The organism is Sphingobacterium suaedae, assembly GCF_042684625.1.
Classification (GTDB): domain Bacteria; phylum Bacteroidota; class Bacteroidia; order Sphingobacteriales; family Sphingobacteriaceae; genus Sphingobacterium; species Sphingobacterium suaedae.
This window is the reverse complement of sequence record NZ_JBHULR010000002.1, coordinates 150,090-166,065: the sequence shown is the minus strand read 5'-3', so window position 1 is coordinate 166,065 and position 15,976 is coordinate 150,090. Positions and strand designations below refer to the sequence as shown.

The following is a 15,976-nucleotide window of genomic DNA, read 5'->3' as shown; positions in this document are numbered from 1 at the left end:
TCCAAAACCGCCCTAAGGAACGCAAAAAAGCCGTTTTTACGCAAGTAAAAACGGCTTTTTTTGACAGTGACCCCGCTGAGGCTCGAACTCAGGACCCACAGATTAAGAGTCTGTTGCTCTACCAACTGAGCTACGAAGTCTGCTGTCACAAATGTAAGGGCAATCCTATTAAATGTCAACCATTATTTTTGTTTTTTATTACAAGTGAGCCATCTGATTGAAAAATACTGTAGATACTTTTTTATGGATTCGCTAACAGTTTGTCTAACTCCCCATGGGAGATCTTAAATACCGTACCATGGCGAATACCTTTCGGAAATATTACCTCGTCGGAGATATCGTCCCAGTTTTTTAGATCTTTCGAACGTATTGCGCCATACCGATGCTGCGTATACTTATCAAAATATACCATCCAGTAACCATCTATATTTATGGCTGTCGGGCCTTCTGCCCAATAGTCTCCGGTTATCGGCGCACTCGCTGGCCCAAACGGTCCTGTGAGGCGATCCGAAAAAGCCACTTTCAGGTTCTTTTGCGGCGGAATCCGGGTTTCATCTTTGAGAAACATAATCCATCTCCCCAGATAAGACACAACGGTGGCATCGATACAGTTAAAACCGGGATCATATAATAGTTTTGTATCGGAAAAGCTCTTGAAATCTTTCGTGGTGACGTAATACATGCGGTGATTGTAGGCATTGTCTTCTTGCACTTGGGTTTCTGGGAACATGCCTGTAATCGTTGTGGCCCAATAAATCATATATTCTTCGTTTTCCGGATCATAGGTAATTTCTGGCGCCCACGTGTTCCTCGCTCCCGACTCATGCTCCATTACGGGTATATACGTTTGTTCAGACCAATGAATCAGATCCGTAGACGACGCATACCCTAGACCTTTTTGTGTCCAGCTCACCGTCCAGACCATGTGGAAAAAACCATCCTTTCCTCGGATAATACAAGGATCCCGCATAAGCTTGTCCGAACTCAGTTCCGGTTTCAAAAAAGATCGTTCACGAACGCTGTTCCACGTGAACCCATCTTCGCTGTATGCTAAATGTAAACCATCTTCTCCATTACCAACGAAATATGAGAATACGTATACGCTGTCGGCAGACTGCGCAAATACGAACTTGGCCAGGACAAAAAATAAAAAACTTAAACTGATTTTCTTCATTCTAATACTGGAATACAAAGGTTAAGTTGTCCACAAGTTTAGCATTTTTTCTTCAAAATTTGATGTAATTTTGCATTCAAATCAGCGTCACACCATGAACTCTTCGACTAGCATTTCCACCGTCGCCTCCTCCACACGCAAACAACGCATTCGTATCGCCGTTTCTTTATTTTACTTCGGACAAGGAATCGCTTTTGCCAGCTGGGCGAGCCGCATTCCCATAATCAAAGCGAACCTTCACTTAACCGAAGCAGAGCTGGGCACGGTACTGCTAATGCTACCTGTCGGACAATTGATGACTATGCCGGTTTCCGGCAAACTCGTTAGCAAATACGGCAGCCATCGCATACTACCCATCGGCGCAATTTGTTATCTGATCGTACTTTGTGCCTTGTCCTTCGCAACGAATGCGTGGCAGCTCGGGGGATCGCTCTTGCTATTTGGAATTGTAGGAAATATTTGTAACATATCAGTAAACACACAGGGTGTCCTAGCCGAAGGTCTTTTCGGAAAATCGATCATGTCTTCCTTTCACGGGGCGTGGAGCATTGCCGGATTCACTGGCGCACTCATCGGATTAGCTACTTTAAACCTTGGATTATCAACATCTGTACACTTTTACATCATTACTGGCCTCATGCTGTTCAACATTTTCCTAAATAAGGCCTTTCTCGTCTTCGATGAGACCAACAATTCCGAAAAGAAATCCTTTTCCTTCAAACCTGATAAACTCTTAATATCACTTGGTGTTATTGGTTTCTGCAGCATGGCAACCGAAGGCGCTATGTTTGATTGGAGCGGTGTATATTTTCATGATATCGTCCGCGCTCCCGATACACTAACCACATTAGGATATGCGGCCTTTATGATCATGATGGCGACGGGACGTTTTATCGGTGACGCTGTTATCAGTAGAATTGGCCGTCAGCGCACACTACAAGTTAGTGGAATATTGATGTTCCTCGGCATGATAACTGCGGTCGCATTTCCAAATTTATTGTTTTGCACGTTGGCTTTTATGTTGGTCGGAATTGGTGTTGCCTGCAATATTCCATCCGTGTATTCAGTGGCAGGCACACACCCCACCATTTCCTCAGGTGTTGCATTAGCTATGGTGTCCAGCGTCAGCTACCTCGGTTTTCTTATGGGTCCTCCTCTGATTGGTTACATTGCCGAGCTATCCAGTTTACGATACTCCTTTGCACTCTTTGCCTGTTTCGGTCTGTTAATGTTTGTTTTAACCAGTCGCTTAGCTGTTTTTAGGACAAGGTGATAGCTAATTGCTCCACGCGGATAAGTCGTTCGATTCTATTTTTGTTCAATCAGAACGGTCGGTAATACTACCGTCTGGAACTCTTCTACTGCATGTTTTGACTCGATTTGCTGGATTAATAGCTCCGCCGCTCGCTCTCCCATTTCAAATGCAGGCTGCCTAATCGCCGTTATAGTGGGAGAGAATATACTGACGACCTTCGAATTCGTAAAGCCAGCGATCATGACATGATGGACGTTTACATCTTCACGTTCCTTCATAGCTTGTAGGTAGCCCGTGGTGAGCTTATCTCCAGAAACAAAAATAGCATCATAATCTTCCTGCGAAAGTTCCGCTACCGCCTGTTCGATTTCCTGTTGATGCAAGCCCCCGTACTGACAATATTTAACCAGTGATGGCGAAAAGTCCAAGCCATTGGCCATAAGCGCCGTCTTATAGCCCTCTAAACGTTCAATCGTAATGGACAGCTTTTTTGCTCCTGTTAAATGTGCAATCTTCTTTCTTCCCTTTTTGGCCAGATATTGTACCGCCTCGAATCCCCCTTGTCTATTATCGGCAATTACTTTATGCGATCTCAATTGCGCAGGAACGCGATCAAAAAAAACGATTGGAAATCCTTTTTTCATCAAGTCTTCCAAATAGGTCGTATCCACCGTTTCCGCTGACAGCGCCATGAGGAGACCGTCTGTAGACCGAGAATATAAATGTTCGACATTCAAGCGCTCTCTCTCAGAGGACTCATGCGTTTGGGAAATAACAACTTGATAATTTTTGGCATACGCTACAGATTCGATGCCATCAATTACCTGCGAGAAAAAATTATTGGCTATTTCACTGACTACAATACCGATACTGTAACTTTTTCGTTCTTTGAGGCTACGGGCGATAGGATTGGCTCTATAATTAATCTTTTCCGCATAGTCGAGTACCATCTTTTTTGTCTCAATGCTGATCTCATAACTATCGCGCAAGGCTCTAGAAACCGTAGATGGAGATAGGTTCAGTGCTTTCGCAATATCCTTAATCGTATAATTCTCAAACGCCATGTCAGGTAAAAATAACGTAATTATACCTAAAATAGGCGAGAAAAGAAAAGGAATGCCTCTAGAACAATACAAAGAGAACAGGTCAAGACCTGTTCTCCGATATTCAATATGCTTAAAATATGTACTTTGTACTTAAGAAATTAGAACTATCGTCACCGACAATTTCATTCAACAATTTCTTATTTTTGTCTGTGTTCTTCGTTGCTACCAACGAACGGATCGAAAAGGAACGAAGAGCATCCACCACAGAAAGCGTGCCTTCTGCACTGTCCTTCCGTCCAGTAAAAGGGAAGGTGTCTGGCCCACGTTGGCATTGACTGTTTACATTCACGCGACTTACTTGATTGACCAACGGATCAATGAGGGAAGAAACAACGGCGGCATTATTGCTAAATATGCTGACCTGCTGTCCATGTGATGAATCAATCAAATATTCGATCGGCTCTTCTAAATCGTCAAAAGGTACAACAGGGATAACCGGACCAAACTGTTCCTCTCTGTATAGCTTCATTTGTGCATTTACTGGATAAACAATGGCTGGATAGAAGAAAGATTCTTTCGTTTCGCCACCGTGTTCGTTAATGACTTTAGCACCGAATGTTTTTGCGTCTTCCAGACATTCCGTCAAATAGGCAGGCTTATTTACCTCGGGCAGGGGAGTCAGCGCAACACCTTTCTCCCAAGGCATGCCGTATTTTAGTTTGGCGACCTCTCCACTCAGTCTTTTTAGAAATTCCTGCGCAATACTGCGGTGTACATAGATGATCTTCAACGCGGTACAACGTTGCCCGTTGAACGATAATGAGCCCAATACTGTCTCCGATACCGCCAAGTCTAAATCGGCATCCTTTGTAATAATAGCCGCGTTTTTTGCGTCCAGACCAAGGATGGCGCGCAATCGGTTCACGCGCGGATGTAATTTCTTCAATTCATCGGCGACGCGACTCGACCCGATCAATGTCAAAACATTGATTTTTCCGGATTGCATTAATTGCGGAACAATTTTGTTTCCTCGCCCGTATATGGTGTTGACCACGCCTTTCGGGAAACTCGTGCGGAAAGCCTCCAACAGGGGGTAGTGCAATAACGTTCCGTGCTTTGGTGGTTTGAACAGCAGCGTATTACCCATAATTAGTGCCGGTATAAGCGTAGTAAAGGTCTCATTTAACGGATAATTAAACGGCCCCATACATAGTACGACTCCCAACGGAGAACGGCGTATTTGCGCAATGATTCCTTGTTCTATCTGGAAACGCGAAGAATCACGATCGATATCTTTTAATGCATCAATTGTCGCATAGATATATTCAACGGTACGATCAAACTCCTTCACTGAATCTGCGTACGATTTACCAATCTCCCACATGATCAGTTTGACTACGATGTCTTTCTTTTCGATCATCTTCTGCGTGAACCGTTCCACACAAGCAATGCGATCAGCCACACTCATCGTTGGCCATTCACCTCGACCATTGTCGTAGGCTTTAACCGCAGCGTCCAGAGCTTCCATAGACTCTTTCTCAGTACATACCGGATAGCTTCCGATACGCTTTCGTTTTAAACCATCTTTGGTCTTTACACAAATAGGCGAAAACACCTCACTGATCTGGCCTGTCCAAGGCAACATCTCTCCGTTCGACAGGAACTCGCGCTGGTCGATTTGTTCCTGTAATGCAAATTCTGCAGGGATATCTTCCTCCCTGTAGAAAATGCTTTCTAAGTCTAACTCCATTGTTAAAAATTAATTATTTAGGTTGTATTAAAATAAGTGTGCGCTATGCTTTGATCAATTCCATACGTGGCACCAATGTTTTCATGATCGACCATCCCACCAAATAGGCTACTGCACAAATACAGAAGATTATAAAGTATCCAGCATGCACACCCACAAATCCCAACACTTGCATCTGCGTCTCCTCCGCATAGTCAAATAACTTCCCTGAGCCCACGTTTATAAAATAAGACCCGACACCTCCTGCCATACCACCTATACCTGTCACAGAGGCAATGGCTGATTTTGGAAACATATCGCCGATAGAAGAGAATATGTTAGCGCTCCAAGCCTGATGCGCAGCACCTGCAATCCCGATAATCAACACAGGTAACCAGACAGAAATCGTTCCTAATGGTTGCGCAAAGACGGCTAACAAAGGAAAAAAAGCAAAGATGAGCATGGAGCGCATTCTACCCGCATACGGATCCATATTCTTCTTGGATATAAAATAACTTGGCAACCATCCTCCGATAATGGAAAGTAAGGTTATTAAGTAAAGTACGAAAATTAGCGGGGCACTCTCTGTCGAGGAAAGCCCGTAAACCGATTTCAAGTAAGCTGGAATCCAGAATAAATAGAACCACCAAACCCCATCGGTCATAAACTTACCAACCGCAAACGCCCAGGTCTGTTTATATCGGAACATCTTCAAGAACGGAATCTTCACCTGGTCGGTTTTTTCACTCACCTGTTGCTCAATGAAGTCGTCTTGGTTTATATAATCCAGTTCTGCCTTGTTTACTTTTACATGCTCATGTGGTTTTTTATACATAAATAACCAGAAGCCGATCCACACAAATCCCAGTCCACCGATAATAATAAATGCCATTTCCCAGCCCCATGCTGCCGCAATAAAGGGAATGCTTAATGGAGCTAAAAGGGCTCCAATTGTTGCCCCAGCGTTGAAGATACTCGTAGCCAAGCCTCGGTCTTTTTTCGGGAAATACTCAGCGGTCGTTTTAATTGCTGCCGGAAAGTTTCCTGCTTCTCCAATGGCCAATACTACCCGCGCTATAATGAAAAGCGTAACACTCGTTGATGCGACTAAAGCCGTGTTACTGACTTTCGCTATATTCTCTCTCGCTCCTTCAAATCCGACCAACCAGTCGCCGGCAAGCAATCCGGACGTAGCAATCCCACAGAGCGCATGGATACACGCTCCGATCGACCAAATAAATATGGCCCATACAAACCCTTTACGCGTATCCATCCAGTCAATGAATTTTCCAGCGAATAGCATGGAGATTGCATACACCAAGGAGAAGACTCCGGCGATATCTCCATAGTCTTCATTCGTCCAATGAAACTCCGGTTGTATCCAATCCGTCCATGTTAAAGATAATACCTGTCTGTCTAAGTAGTTTATTGTTGTCGCAAAAAACAAGAGGGCACAAATCGTCCATCTGTAATTGCTTTTCTTGTCATTATTCATTGGTATAGCTTATTAGGTTTAAAAGTTTTTCTTTTTTTAGAGTTATTACTATTTTGAGATCCTTGCTTCGGCAACTAATTGCAACGCGCGCTGCGTTTTTTCCGCTAATCCGTCCACGTTCTTGGGATTGATCAATTTACTTCCCATACCTACCGCACACACCCCCGCATCAAACCAAGATCTCAAGTTATTTATCTCTAAATCTACACCACCCGTCGGCATAAAAAGCTGCCCTTTAAATAATTCTCGGATTGCTGTTAAGAAACCCGGTCCTAGAATGTTTGCAGGAAACAGCTTAATCAATGAAGCATCCAGCTCCTGAGCAAGTGCAATTTCTGTTGGTGTCATACACCCAGGAATCCAAAGCAGCCCTTCGTTATGTACCAATGTACCAACCGCCGGCGTGACGATAGGAGCAACAATAAAGTCTGCTCCCAGATCGATAAACTGTGTAGCCTCTAACGTATTTTTTATTGTTCCAATACCTAGATATAAACCCGGCATACTACTGTCACGAGCTTCTACCAGAGCCTTAAATACCTCTTGCGCTTCGGCACCTCGATTTGTAAATTCAAAAACACGTACTCCGTTTGCGTACAGTGTCCTTACAATTGCAACACTTTCTTGTGCATTTGCGTGGAAAAACAAGGGTAGCATCCCTTGGTCTAAAATAGCGTCTAAGACCTCTTTTCTTTTACTCATTCTTTTATTCGTTTTTCAATATCCGCCACCGAACTTACAGTCGCATCGCTGGGGATAAATAATTTATCATAGGCTGCTGCGGTTGCAAATTCGAGCGTATAACTGGCGTCTCTCTGTTTATAAAGACCGTAGATGAGCCCGGCCATAAAACAATCGCCACTACCTACCTTATCTACAATGCTTTCGGAAAGATACTCATTTGAAACCAAAAGTCCATCCTGTGCATACAGGGTGGTAAAATATTTTATGCCGTTCTGTTGGTAATCGAAGCGGAACGTATTGGCCACATAGCGACATTGGGGAAACGTTTTCCTGATTTCCAGACTTGTTTTCTGGGCCTGCTCCACCAGTGCCTCTTTTGGATATTCCGGTCTTTGCTCTTCGAACATTACGGGTAAAGAAGTTCCGAGCATACGCTGTGCAGCCCAAATATTGCCCATAATTAAATCGCAGTAGGCGGCCATTTCAGGCATTATATCGATTGGATCTTTGCCATACTTCCAAAGTTTCGCCCGATAATTTAGATCCAACGACACGAAAATTCCCTTCTTTTTTGCCACTTGTACCGCATTCACACAAATGTTGGCTATCTGTTGATTTATCGCAGGGCAGATGGCCGAAAAATGAAACCATACTACGTCCTTAAACACGGCATCCCAGTCGATATCTGTCTCTTCGAGTTGTGAAAACGAAGAGTTGGCTCGGTCATACACGACGCCAGCATGTTTTACATCCTTTCCTTTGGGAAGATAGTAAATCCCCAACCTGTCGCCCGACCAGTGCATGGGAGACAGATCAATTCCTTTTCGTTCCAGATAGTATCTTATTCCCTCTGTCATGGTGTTGGCCGGCATAGCCGACATATACGACGAGGGCAATCCCCATAGGGAAAGCGCCGTCGCCACGTTTAATTCTGCACCACCGACATAAAAAGGCAATTGTCCACCTGTTATCCAATCTATGCTCACATCGGGACAAATACGCAGAAGTATCTCTCCGAAGCTAAGCACCTTTCCTCCTCTCATGCCTATTTAAAAATTGAAATATTCTTTTGCGTTGTTATAACTAATATCACTCACCAATTTTCCAATCCATTCCAAATCATTTGGCAATTCTCCGTTTTCTACGTCTTGACCAAAGATATCACAGATTAATCGTCTGAAATACTCATGCCGAGGAAAGGAGAGGAAGCTACGCGAATCTGTCAACATTCCCACCAAACGACTTAGTAACCCCATATTGGACAATGCATTAATTTGCTTCGTCATCCCGTCTTTTTGATCGAGGAACCACCAAGCCGATCCAAATTGTATTTTGCCTTTGACCGATCCATCATTAAAATTTCCGATCATCGTTGCCATCAATTCATTATCAGCGGGGTTCAAGTTGTATAGAATTGTTTTCGCTAAACGATCTTGATTATCCAAGCGGTTCAAAAACTTAGACAGTGCACGTGCCTGACTGAAGTCTCCGATAGAATCCCACCCCGTGTCTGGGCCATTCACCCGAAGCATGCGCGCATTATTGTTGCGTAACGCTCCTAAATGATACTGTTGTACCCATCCTTTTTCATGATCCCATTCCGCAAATTGTACGAGCATGGCCGATTTGAACTTCAGATTTTCTGCATAAGTAAGTGCTTGATTGGAACGAATCTTTTGAAAGATCGCCTCGATTTCTTGATCGGTATAATCTTCCGCATAAATCTGTTCCAATCCATGGTCGGACACAGAACATCCATTTTCTGCAAAGAAGTCGTGCCTCGACTTAAGCGCATCCAAGTAAGCTCTGTAACTACCAATAGCTGTGTTTGTGACCGCCTCCACCTGTTCGATATAACCGTTAAGAGCCTGTACATCGTCGGCATTCATGGCTTTATCCGGGCGGAAGGCAGGAAGCATCTTGAACGTTTCATTTTCCTTAGCAAATTGCTGATGAAAATTTAGCGCATCAATTGGATCGTCTGTGGTACATACGACTTCAACATTCATCATCTTCAATAAGCCGCGCGTGGAGTAATTTGGCTGAGCTAGCTTTTCAGCAGTCTCTTCATAGATTCGTTCCGCTGTTTTAGGCGAAAGCAAATCCGTAATGCCAAAATAACGCTGCAATTCCAAATGTGTCCAATGATACAATGGATTGCGCATTGTAAATGGCACGGTCTCCGCCCATTTCAAAAATTTTTCTTTGTCGGAAGCGTCTCCAGTGATGTATTTTTCGTTTACTCCATTAGCACGCATAGCACGCCACTTATAGTGATCTCCATTTAGCCATACTTGACTGATGTTCTCGAAGCGTGTATCGTTGGCAATTTGCTCAGGAATCAAATGGTTATGGTAATCAATGATCGGTTGGTTCTTCGAAAATTGATGATATAGCTCCTGTGCTGTCTTGCTCTGTAATAAAAAGTTTTCGTCTAAAAATGTTTTCATGATTCTTCTTTTATAAACTGACGCCTCGCTTCCAAGGAATAAAGTCGTCTTGATTCAATTGTACAGCCTTCGGTATCACTTCTCCGCTTGCCGCTTTTATACAATATTCTAGGATATCTTCTCCCATTTCCTGAATGGTTTTTTCTCCATCAATGATAGCCCCCGTGTTAATGTCAATAATATCCGACATCCGAGCGGCTAAGGAGTTGTTGGTGGCTACTTTGATTACGGGGCAAATTGGATTTCCCGTGGGCGTGCCCAATCCCGTCGTAAACAGAATCAGCGTTGCTCCCGAGGCGGTTTTACCAGTCGTCGCTTCCACATCGTTGCCTGGCGTACATACTAAGTTCAACCCTGGCTTCGTTGCCTCTTCCGTATAGTCTAAAACATCTACTACTGGTGATGTTCCGCCTTTCTTCGCTGCTCCTGTGCTTTTAATCGCATCTGTAATTAAACCATCCCGAATATTTCCTGGAGATGGATTCATATGAAAGCCCGACCCAACATTTTCTGCCGCTTGACTGTAGGCACCCATCAAGTTGATAAACTTATGTGCCGCCTGCGGCTCGATTGTTCTGTCGATCAGGTTTTGTTCAGCCCCACATAATTCGGGAAATTCTGCCAATAAGACCTTTCCGCCTAAAGCGACAAGCAAATCCGAGGTATAGCCAACTGCCGGATTCGCCGAAATACCGCTAAACCCATCGCTTCCGCCGCATTTCACACCTAAGGTAAGCTTACTTAGAGGCACGGGTTGGCGCTCTAATTTGTTGATTTCTATCAATCCCCAGAATGTTTTCTGGATCGCCTCTTTGATCAATTGCTCTTCACTTTTCGACTGCTGTTGTTCAAATACAAAAAGTGGCTTATCAAATTGAGGATTTCTATCCTTTATATCTTGCATCAAATCCGTTAACTGCAGATTTTGGCAACCGAGGCTTAAAACCGTGACGCCAGCTACGTTAGGGTGGTCGGCATAGGCAGCAAGTAATTTACCCAGTACGGCTGCGTCTTGTCGAATACCTCCGCATCCGCCCTGATGATTTAAGAACTTGATCCCATCTACATTGGTAAAGACCCGATTTTTCTTATGTGTGTGGACGCTAAGCTCGTCTGGAGAAAGCGCAGACAAATCCCGTCCGGCCTCATAGGCCGCCAACAGCTCATGCGTAAAAGCACGATATTTCCCGGTTACAGAATAACCAAGCTCATTGTATAACGCCTCTTTTATGACATCTAAATTTCTGTTTTCGCAGAATACAGTTGGAATAAACAGCCAATAGTTTGCTGTACCCACACGACCATCTTTACGTACATAGCCATTGAAAGTACGTCCCTCAAAACGCGATACGTCCGGAGCTTCCCATTGATAGTTATAGGGTTTGAAAGTATATGGATCCGCTGCGTGTTTGGTATTATCTGTATTCATAATGCCTCCGCGAGGAATGTTATATTGAGCCTTTCCCACCAATACACCGTACATATAGATCTCATCTCCTTGCTGCATGTCCTGCATAAAGAATTTATGCTTTGCAGGAATATCATCTTGCAGGTCATACACTTCTCCTTCGAATGCGATTTGCTCTCCCTTAGACAGATCCTGTAACGCAACCAACACGTTATCTTTTGGATGTATCTTTAATATTCTACTTGCCATTCTACGTTTAACTTTTCAATTGTTTTCAATACGCCTTCGGCACGAATTTCGTCCAGATACCGTTGGACTGTCGACGCAAACTCTGGATACGTCGTAAGATCTTTACCCCACAGGCTGTCATCGCTCAATACACGTTGAACAACTGTGTACTCATCCTTCCAATAATCGTAAAACAATGGAGCAAACTCATCTTGTAGGACTACGTTTTGACCTTCGATCTCTTGTACATACTTACCATCCTTTTGCTTGGTATCCATAAATTTTATGTACGCAGCAAATCCCAGCGCAATATGCAATGGAGGGAACAGATGCTTGTTGTACCACTTGCCGATGAGTGCCACGTTACGCATATTCATTTTCGAGGTATAATTAAGCGCGATATTTTCCCAACGGTGCTCTAAAAAAGGGTTACTGAAGCGGTCAAGCACACTACTGGAAAAACGATCCACATCCCCTTGCTCAATATATTGATCCAGAATTGCCCGCCCGATTTCCTTTTGCATCAGATCCTTAACAAATTGATGGAACAGATGATTGCCCATCGCTTCTTTTACGGTGGTAAAGCCACTCCATAACGCGGCCGCGCAGCTCAGTGTATGGGTACCATTCAACAGGCGGAGTTTAATTTCTTTGAATTTATCAATCGAGGGTACCAAAACGATTCCGCTATCTACCGAAGCAAAAGATAGTACATCTTTCACACGCGGCGACTCTGTTTCAATCGCCCATAGGCTGAACGGCTCCGCCATAATCATCAACTCATCTTCAAACCCGAGCTCTACTTCTGTCGCTTTTTGCTCCTCCTCAGGCAAGCGTCCCGGTACAATACGATCCACTAGTGTATTGCAAAAATCGTTGGCCTCTTCCAACCAATCCACAAATGCATCCTCTAATTCATTCTGGCTGGCAAGGTTCAGTACTATTTTCTTCAACTTCTGCGCGTTGTCAGAGATCAGCTCAGTCGGTAAAACAACCAGTCCTTTTGCTACATCTCCCTGAAAATGTTGAAATCGTTTGTACAAAAAGGCAAGTAATTTCCCTGGAAACGATGCTGGGGGAGCATCAGTTATCTTATCGTTGCTTAACACGATCCCCACTTCGGTAGTATTCGAAAAAACAACCTGTAGTTCCGGATTTTTCGCCGCTTCTAAAATCTCTGACCAATCTTGCGCTGCCGATAATACACGTGAAATAGCATTGTTTACTGCGTATTCTACTTTCTCTTTCCCGTTGACGAGCCCTTTGATACATACGGTATAAAGACCATTCTGTTCAGAGAACGCATCAACACCGGCGGACGAAGTCGATTTTACGACGAGTACACGTCCATTAAAAACTCCCTGCTTGTTTGCTTTGTCGACATAATAGTCGGGCAATCCGCGCAACAACACTCCAGTGCCAAATTGCAAAACTTTTTCCGGGAGATCGAATGAATCTACCTGCGGTAGCTCTGCCTTTGTTGGAGCAATCTTTCCTAAATTTTCTTTTGAAAGCAACATTATCTTACTCTTAACCTGTATAAACTATTTATTTTCTGTTCTTTTAATTTTCCTCTTCCATTTGGGATATTCCTGACTTAACAGCTTTTCCGGCCAGTTTCCAAACCAAGCATACCCATTTTTACGTTCTTCGGATATATCCGCAAAGACATAGGTTACGCTGTTGTCTCTATCTCCAAAAAGCGGCTTGTTGTTTGTGATGTCGTAAAAGCGAGACCACACTATAGATGATGGATCACGGATCAAATCCCGTGTCATTTTTCCGGATTTCTCATCGATCGCTTTATCAAACCGATAGCCTTCGATATCGTTATTTTGAAACCAAGTCACCGCTGCATCCACCGCATGCTCAATGGCCACGGTATAAGGCTGCCTCATAAGAAACCGAACTATGGCAACCGATTCTGCAGTACTCAAAGAAACCGGTTCAAATTTACGGGCTTGAGCAGGAATAAGCTTATGTTGGTCATATTGAGCTGCCCATATTGTCAACGAATCAGACTGCCTAACCTGCGTTTTTAAGATACAATCCACTCCTTTTTTGATCGCATTCTGTGCCTTTATCCGAAGTTCGGCATCCGTAAAGACCTCGAATCCTTCTTTTCCCTTCGCCACATTGTCAAGTACCGTCAAGGCATTAATCATCGCATTATCATTGTAGGTAATCTCTGAGCGGTAAAGAGATGAATTGGGATAATATTGCGGGAATCCGCCATTTGCGTACTGTGCTTCAAGCAAATACAAGATCCCTTTATAAGCAGATTCCTTATACGCGATATTTTTCGTTTTTCCGTACGCTGCAACCAGGATATTTATTTCGCGTGTCGTAGCAGCATTATCGATGGTCGCGTAGTTGTTGTCTGTTTGTTTAATCTTGTGCAGTAAATCGCTGGTCAACGGCAAGTCGTAGTTGACCGCCTTCTTATCAACCAGTTGTTTTGCCCACGCACCATTCGGCAGCTGATATACGACGATCTTTTCGGCCAGACTATCTTTCGACGCGGACTGCGCCCACCCGGCAAAGGCCAATAGAGACATGCTCAAACCTAATATCGTCTTCCGGATATACATCATTTTTATTTTGTTTGATTAGTCAGCCAAGTCACTAACTCATTTGCTGCGTCGAAATTTTGATACATTGCAGGCAGTTTTCTGCCGTCAGTATACTCATTATAAAGCCACGGATCACCTATCGCGAAGACCGTTCCCTTGCCGTATTTCGCGGTTGCCATCACGACCGATCCATTGCTCTCAATAAGCGGTTTAGCAGGAGGAGTAACATGAAGCGTAGATATCTCTTTTATATAAATCTTCTTGGTGGTAGCGAATATCCCTGTACCGGAAGGGATCTCGACTGCTCCCGTAGCATACTCATTTCCTTGAACACGATTTTTACTGTCTTCGTTAAATGTAATTCCAAATTGTTTCGGGAGTATATTAAACTGTGAAATTTCGCAGTTTCCAACATCATTAAGCAAGAGAACCAACACCCCACCGCGTTTCACCCAACGGGCAATATCTTCCGCTTCTTCCGCCCTCATGAAGTTCGGCTTCTCTGTCTCTTTTTCGGTGTCTGGATCAACGATAATATAAATATCCGATGCTTTTAAATTTTGAGCGGTAGGCGCTTCTTTCAAAGTGTGCAATGATCCTCTGTGTTGCTCAAAAATACGTCCTAATAATGAAAACCCATTGTTATCCTGCCCATCCCACAAGTAATGATAGGGTTTGAGTTCACCGCTGGCTGTTTTTTTGTATTCGTTATTGTAAAAGTTGTCCAAGGTGACTTTTGGCTGCCTTTTCGTTTTAGGAGCTTTGAAAAACTCGACTTCCGATGCCGCTAACATAAAGGCTCCCACTCCTTTGGGATCATTGGTACGGATGGGTTCACTCATGTAGTATTCAAAACTGCCATCTCTATATTTCTTTCCGCCCAAACCCGAGACTTCCACAACCTTATTTAGGTCGACACGATCCGTTCCTGCGGGCGTTATAAATTCCTTAATCAGGCCGGCGAAACCCTTATCCACATTCTTTTGAAACGACGACGGGACATATCCTTTTCTAACCGCTTTTGCCATCGCGTAGACAAACATACTCGAGGCAGATGCTTCGACGTAGTTACCTTCGCGTGTCCCCAAATCGATAACATCGTACCAAACACCTGTTTTCGGATCTTGGAATTTTGCAGCCGCCGTTAATGTACGATTTAATATCTGGAGAAGTTCACCACGACGCGGATGTTCTTGCGGAAAATTATCCAAGACATCGACTAAGGCCATTGAGAACCAACCCATTCCACGTCCCCAGAAATGCTTTGAAAGTCCCGTTTTGGGGTCCGACCAACGCTCTTTTCGCGATTCATCCCATCCATGATATAGTAGTCCAGTCTTCTTATCCCGTGCATGATTTTCCATGTAAGTAAACTGGTTGACGACATCGTCGAATATCTCTGGGATATTCATGAGCGCTGCATACTCGGTATAAAAAGGTTGAGCCATATACAAACCATCCAACCACATTTGGTAGGGATATATTTTTTTATGCCAAAAGCCTCCTTCATTGGTCCGTGGGTGAACTTTTAGTTGTTCATAGAGTCGATGGCTCGCCTTAAGGTACTTCTCCTTACCGGTGACCTTGTATAGAAACAACAACGAACGGCCATTTTTAACATGATCAATGTTATATTCGGTGGCATGATAATTACGGATCGTACCATCTTCTGCCACGAATTGATCCATCCAATTTTGTATGTAACGGAAATAGTCCCCATTGCCTGTATTCCTCCATACATCAGCAACACCTTCCAACACCACGCCCATATCGTATGTCCACGTTGGTCCTTTTTCCGGGTTAGTAAACCGTGCGTCCTTAAAGAGCTTGTCCATGGCAGTTAGTGCCATCTGCTCAGAGAGTGCTTTCTGCCCGTGTGCAAAAAAAGCGAGCATGCATAAACAAAAGATAGATACAATATTTTTCTTCATGTC

12 protein-coding genes and 1 tRNA gene are annotated in these 15,976 nt (G+C 43.8%); 1 reads left to right on the top strand and 12 read right to left on the bottom strand.

Annotation, left to right across the window (positions count from 1 at the left end):
• Positions 1 to 67 precede the first annotated feature (67 nt).
• A tRNA-Lys gene (locus tag ACFSR5_RS03050) sits at positions 68 to 140 on the bottom strand.
• A gap of 101 nt (positions 141 to 241) precedes the next feature.
• On the bottom strand, positions 242 to 1,174 hold the full coding sequence (locus ACFSR5_RS03045; protein ID WP_380900585.1) for a glycoside hydrolase family 43 protein: 933 nt from the start codon (positions 1,172 to 1,174) through the stop codon (positions 242 to 244).
• A 94-nt stretch (positions 1,175 to 1,268) separates the two neighbouring features.
• Here ACFSR5_RS03045 and ACFSR5_RS03040 point away from each other — a divergent pair, with 94 nt between their 5' ends.
• Positions 1,269 to 2,447 (top strand): MFS transporter, encoded by a 1,179-nt coding sequence (locus ACFSR5_RS03040; RefSeq protein WP_380900583.1) that lies wholly within the window; start codon positions 1,269 to 1,271, stop codon positions 2,445 to 2,447.
• A 35-nt stretch (positions 2,448 to 2,482) separates the two neighbouring features.
• On the opposite strand, the gene ACFSR5_RS03035 is transcribed toward ACFSR5_RS03040, so the two are convergent.
• From ACFSR5_RS03035 to ACFSR5_RS02990, 10 genes are all read right to left on the bottom strand, one after another.
• Positions 2,483 to 3,493, bottom strand: a complete 1,011-nt coding sequence (locus tag ACFSR5_RS03035; RefSeq protein WP_380900581.1) for a LacI family DNA-binding transcriptional regulator — start codon at positions 3,491 to 3,493, stop codon at positions 2,483 to 2,485.
• Positions 3,494 to 3,605: 112 nt separating this feature from the next.
• Positions 3,606 to 5,225, bottom strand: a complete 1,620-nt coding sequence (locus ACFSR5_RS03030) for an NADP-dependent glyceraldehyde-3-phosphate dehydrogenase (RefSeq protein WP_380900579.1) — start codon at positions 5,223 to 5,225, stop codon at positions 3,606 to 3,608.
• Between the two features lie 43 nt (positions 5,226 to 5,268).
• The gene (locus ACFSR5_RS03025) at positions 5,269 to 6,699 is read right to left on the bottom strand and encodes an MFS transporter (protein ID WP_380900577.1); all 1,431 of its coding nucleotides are present in this window, start codon (positions 6,697 to 6,699) and stop codon (positions 5,269 to 5,271) included.
• 48 nt (positions 6,700 to 6,747) lie between these two features.
• A complete protein-coding gene (locus ACFSR5_RS03020) occupies positions 6,748 to 7,401 on the bottom strand; it encodes a bifunctional 4-hydroxy-2-oxoglutarate aldolase/2-dehydro-3-deoxy-phosphogluconate aldolase (RefSeq protein WP_380900575.1) in 654 nt (217 codons plus the stop codon).
• A complete protein-coding gene (locus tag ACFSR5_RS03015; RefSeq protein ID WP_380900573.1) occupies positions 7,398 to 8,426 on the bottom strand; it encodes a PfkB family carbohydrate kinase in 1,029 nt (342 codons plus the stop codon). The genes ACFSR5_RS03020 and ACFSR5_RS03015 overlap by 4 nt, the downstream gene beginning before the upstream one ends.
• A gap of 6 nt (positions 8,427 to 8,432) precedes the next feature.
• Complete coding sequence (gene uxaC / locus ACFSR5_RS03010; protein ID WP_380900571.1) at positions 8,433 to 9,833, bottom strand: glucuronate isomerase; 1,401 nt, start codon at positions 9,831 to 9,833, stop codon at positions 8,433 to 8,435.
• A 10-nt stretch (positions 9,834 to 9,843) separates the two neighbouring features.
• The gene (locus ACFSR5_RS03005) at positions 9,844 to 11,490 is read right to left on the bottom strand and encodes a UxaA family hydrolase (RefSeq protein ID WP_380900569.1); all 1,647 of its coding nucleotides are present in this window, start codon (positions 11,488 to 11,490) and stop codon (positions 9,844 to 9,846) included.
• Entirely contained in the window at positions 11,472 to 12,989 is a 1,518-nt protein-coding gene (locus ACFSR5_RS03000) for a tagaturonate reductase (RefSeq protein ID WP_380900567.1), read from the bottom strand. Before ACFSR5_RS03000 ends, ACFSR5_RS03005 begins: the two co-directional genes overlap by 19 nt.
• Positions 12,990 to 13,013: 24 nt before the next feature.
• The gene (gene pelA, locus ACFSR5_RS02995) at positions 13,014 to 14,063 is read right to left on the bottom strand and encodes a pectate lyase (RefSeq protein ID WP_380900565.1); all 1,050 of its coding nucleotides are present in this window, start codon (positions 14,061 to 14,063) and stop codon (positions 13,014 to 13,016) included.
• 2 nt (positions 14,064 to 14,065) lie between these two features.
• Entirely contained in the window at positions 14,066 to 15,973 is a 1,908-nt protein-coding gene (locus ACFSR5_RS02990) for a glycoside hydrolase family 88 protein (protein WP_380900563.1), read from the bottom strand.
• Between the last annotated feature and the right edge of the window lie 3 nt (positions 15,974 to 15,976).

Excerpts from the sequence above, each read along its gene's own strand:
- ACFSR5_RS03045 (WP_380900585.1), bottom strand. The coding sequence starts at position 1,174 with ATGAAGAAAATCAGTTTAAGTTTTTTATTTTTTGTCCTGGCCAAGTTC.
- ACFSR5_RS03040 (WP_380900583.1), top strand. The coding sequence starts at position 1,269 with ATGAACTCTTCGACTAGCATTTCCACCGTCGCCTCCTCCACACGCAAA.
- ACFSR5_RS03035 (WP_380900581.1), bottom strand. The coding sequence starts at position 3,493 with ATGGCGTTTGAGAATTATACGATTAAGGATATTGCGAAAGCACTGAAC.
- ACFSR5_RS03030 (WP_380900579.1), bottom strand. The coding sequence starts at position 5,225 with ATGGAGTTAGACTTAGAAAGCATTTTCTACAGGGAGGAAGATATCCCT.
- ACFSR5_RS03025 (WP_380900577.1), bottom strand. The coding sequence starts at position 6,699 with ATGAATAATGACAAGAAAAGCAATTACAGATGGACGATTTGTGCCCTC.
- ACFSR5_RS03020 (WP_380900575.1), bottom strand. The coding sequence starts at position 7,401 with ATGAGTAAAAGAAAAGAGGTCTTAGACGCTATTTTAGACCAAGGGATG.
- ACFSR5_RS03015 (WP_380900573.1), bottom strand. The coding sequence starts at position 8,426 with ATGAGAGGAGGAAAGGTGCTTAGCTTCGGAGAGATACTTCTGCGTATT.
- uxaC (WP_380900571.1), bottom strand. The coding sequence starts at position 9,833 with ATGAAAACATTTTTAGACGAAAACTTTTTATTACAGAGCAAGACAGCA.
- ACFSR5_RS03005 (WP_380900569.1), bottom strand. The coding sequence starts at position 11,490 with ATGGCAAGTAGAATATTAAAGATACATCCAAAAGATAACGTGTTGGTT.
- ACFSR5_RS03000 (WP_380900567.1), bottom strand. The coding sequence starts at position 12,989 with ATGTTGCTTTCAAAAGAAAATTTAGGAAAGATTGCTCCAACAAAGGCA.
- pelA (WP_380900565.1), bottom strand. The coding sequence starts at position 14,063 with ATGATGTATATCCGGAAGACGATATTAGGTTTGAGCATGTCTCTATTG.
- ACFSR5_RS02990 (WP_380900563.1), bottom strand. The coding sequence starts at position 15,973 with ATGAAGAAAAATATTGTATCTATCTTTTGTTTATGCATGCTCGCTTTT.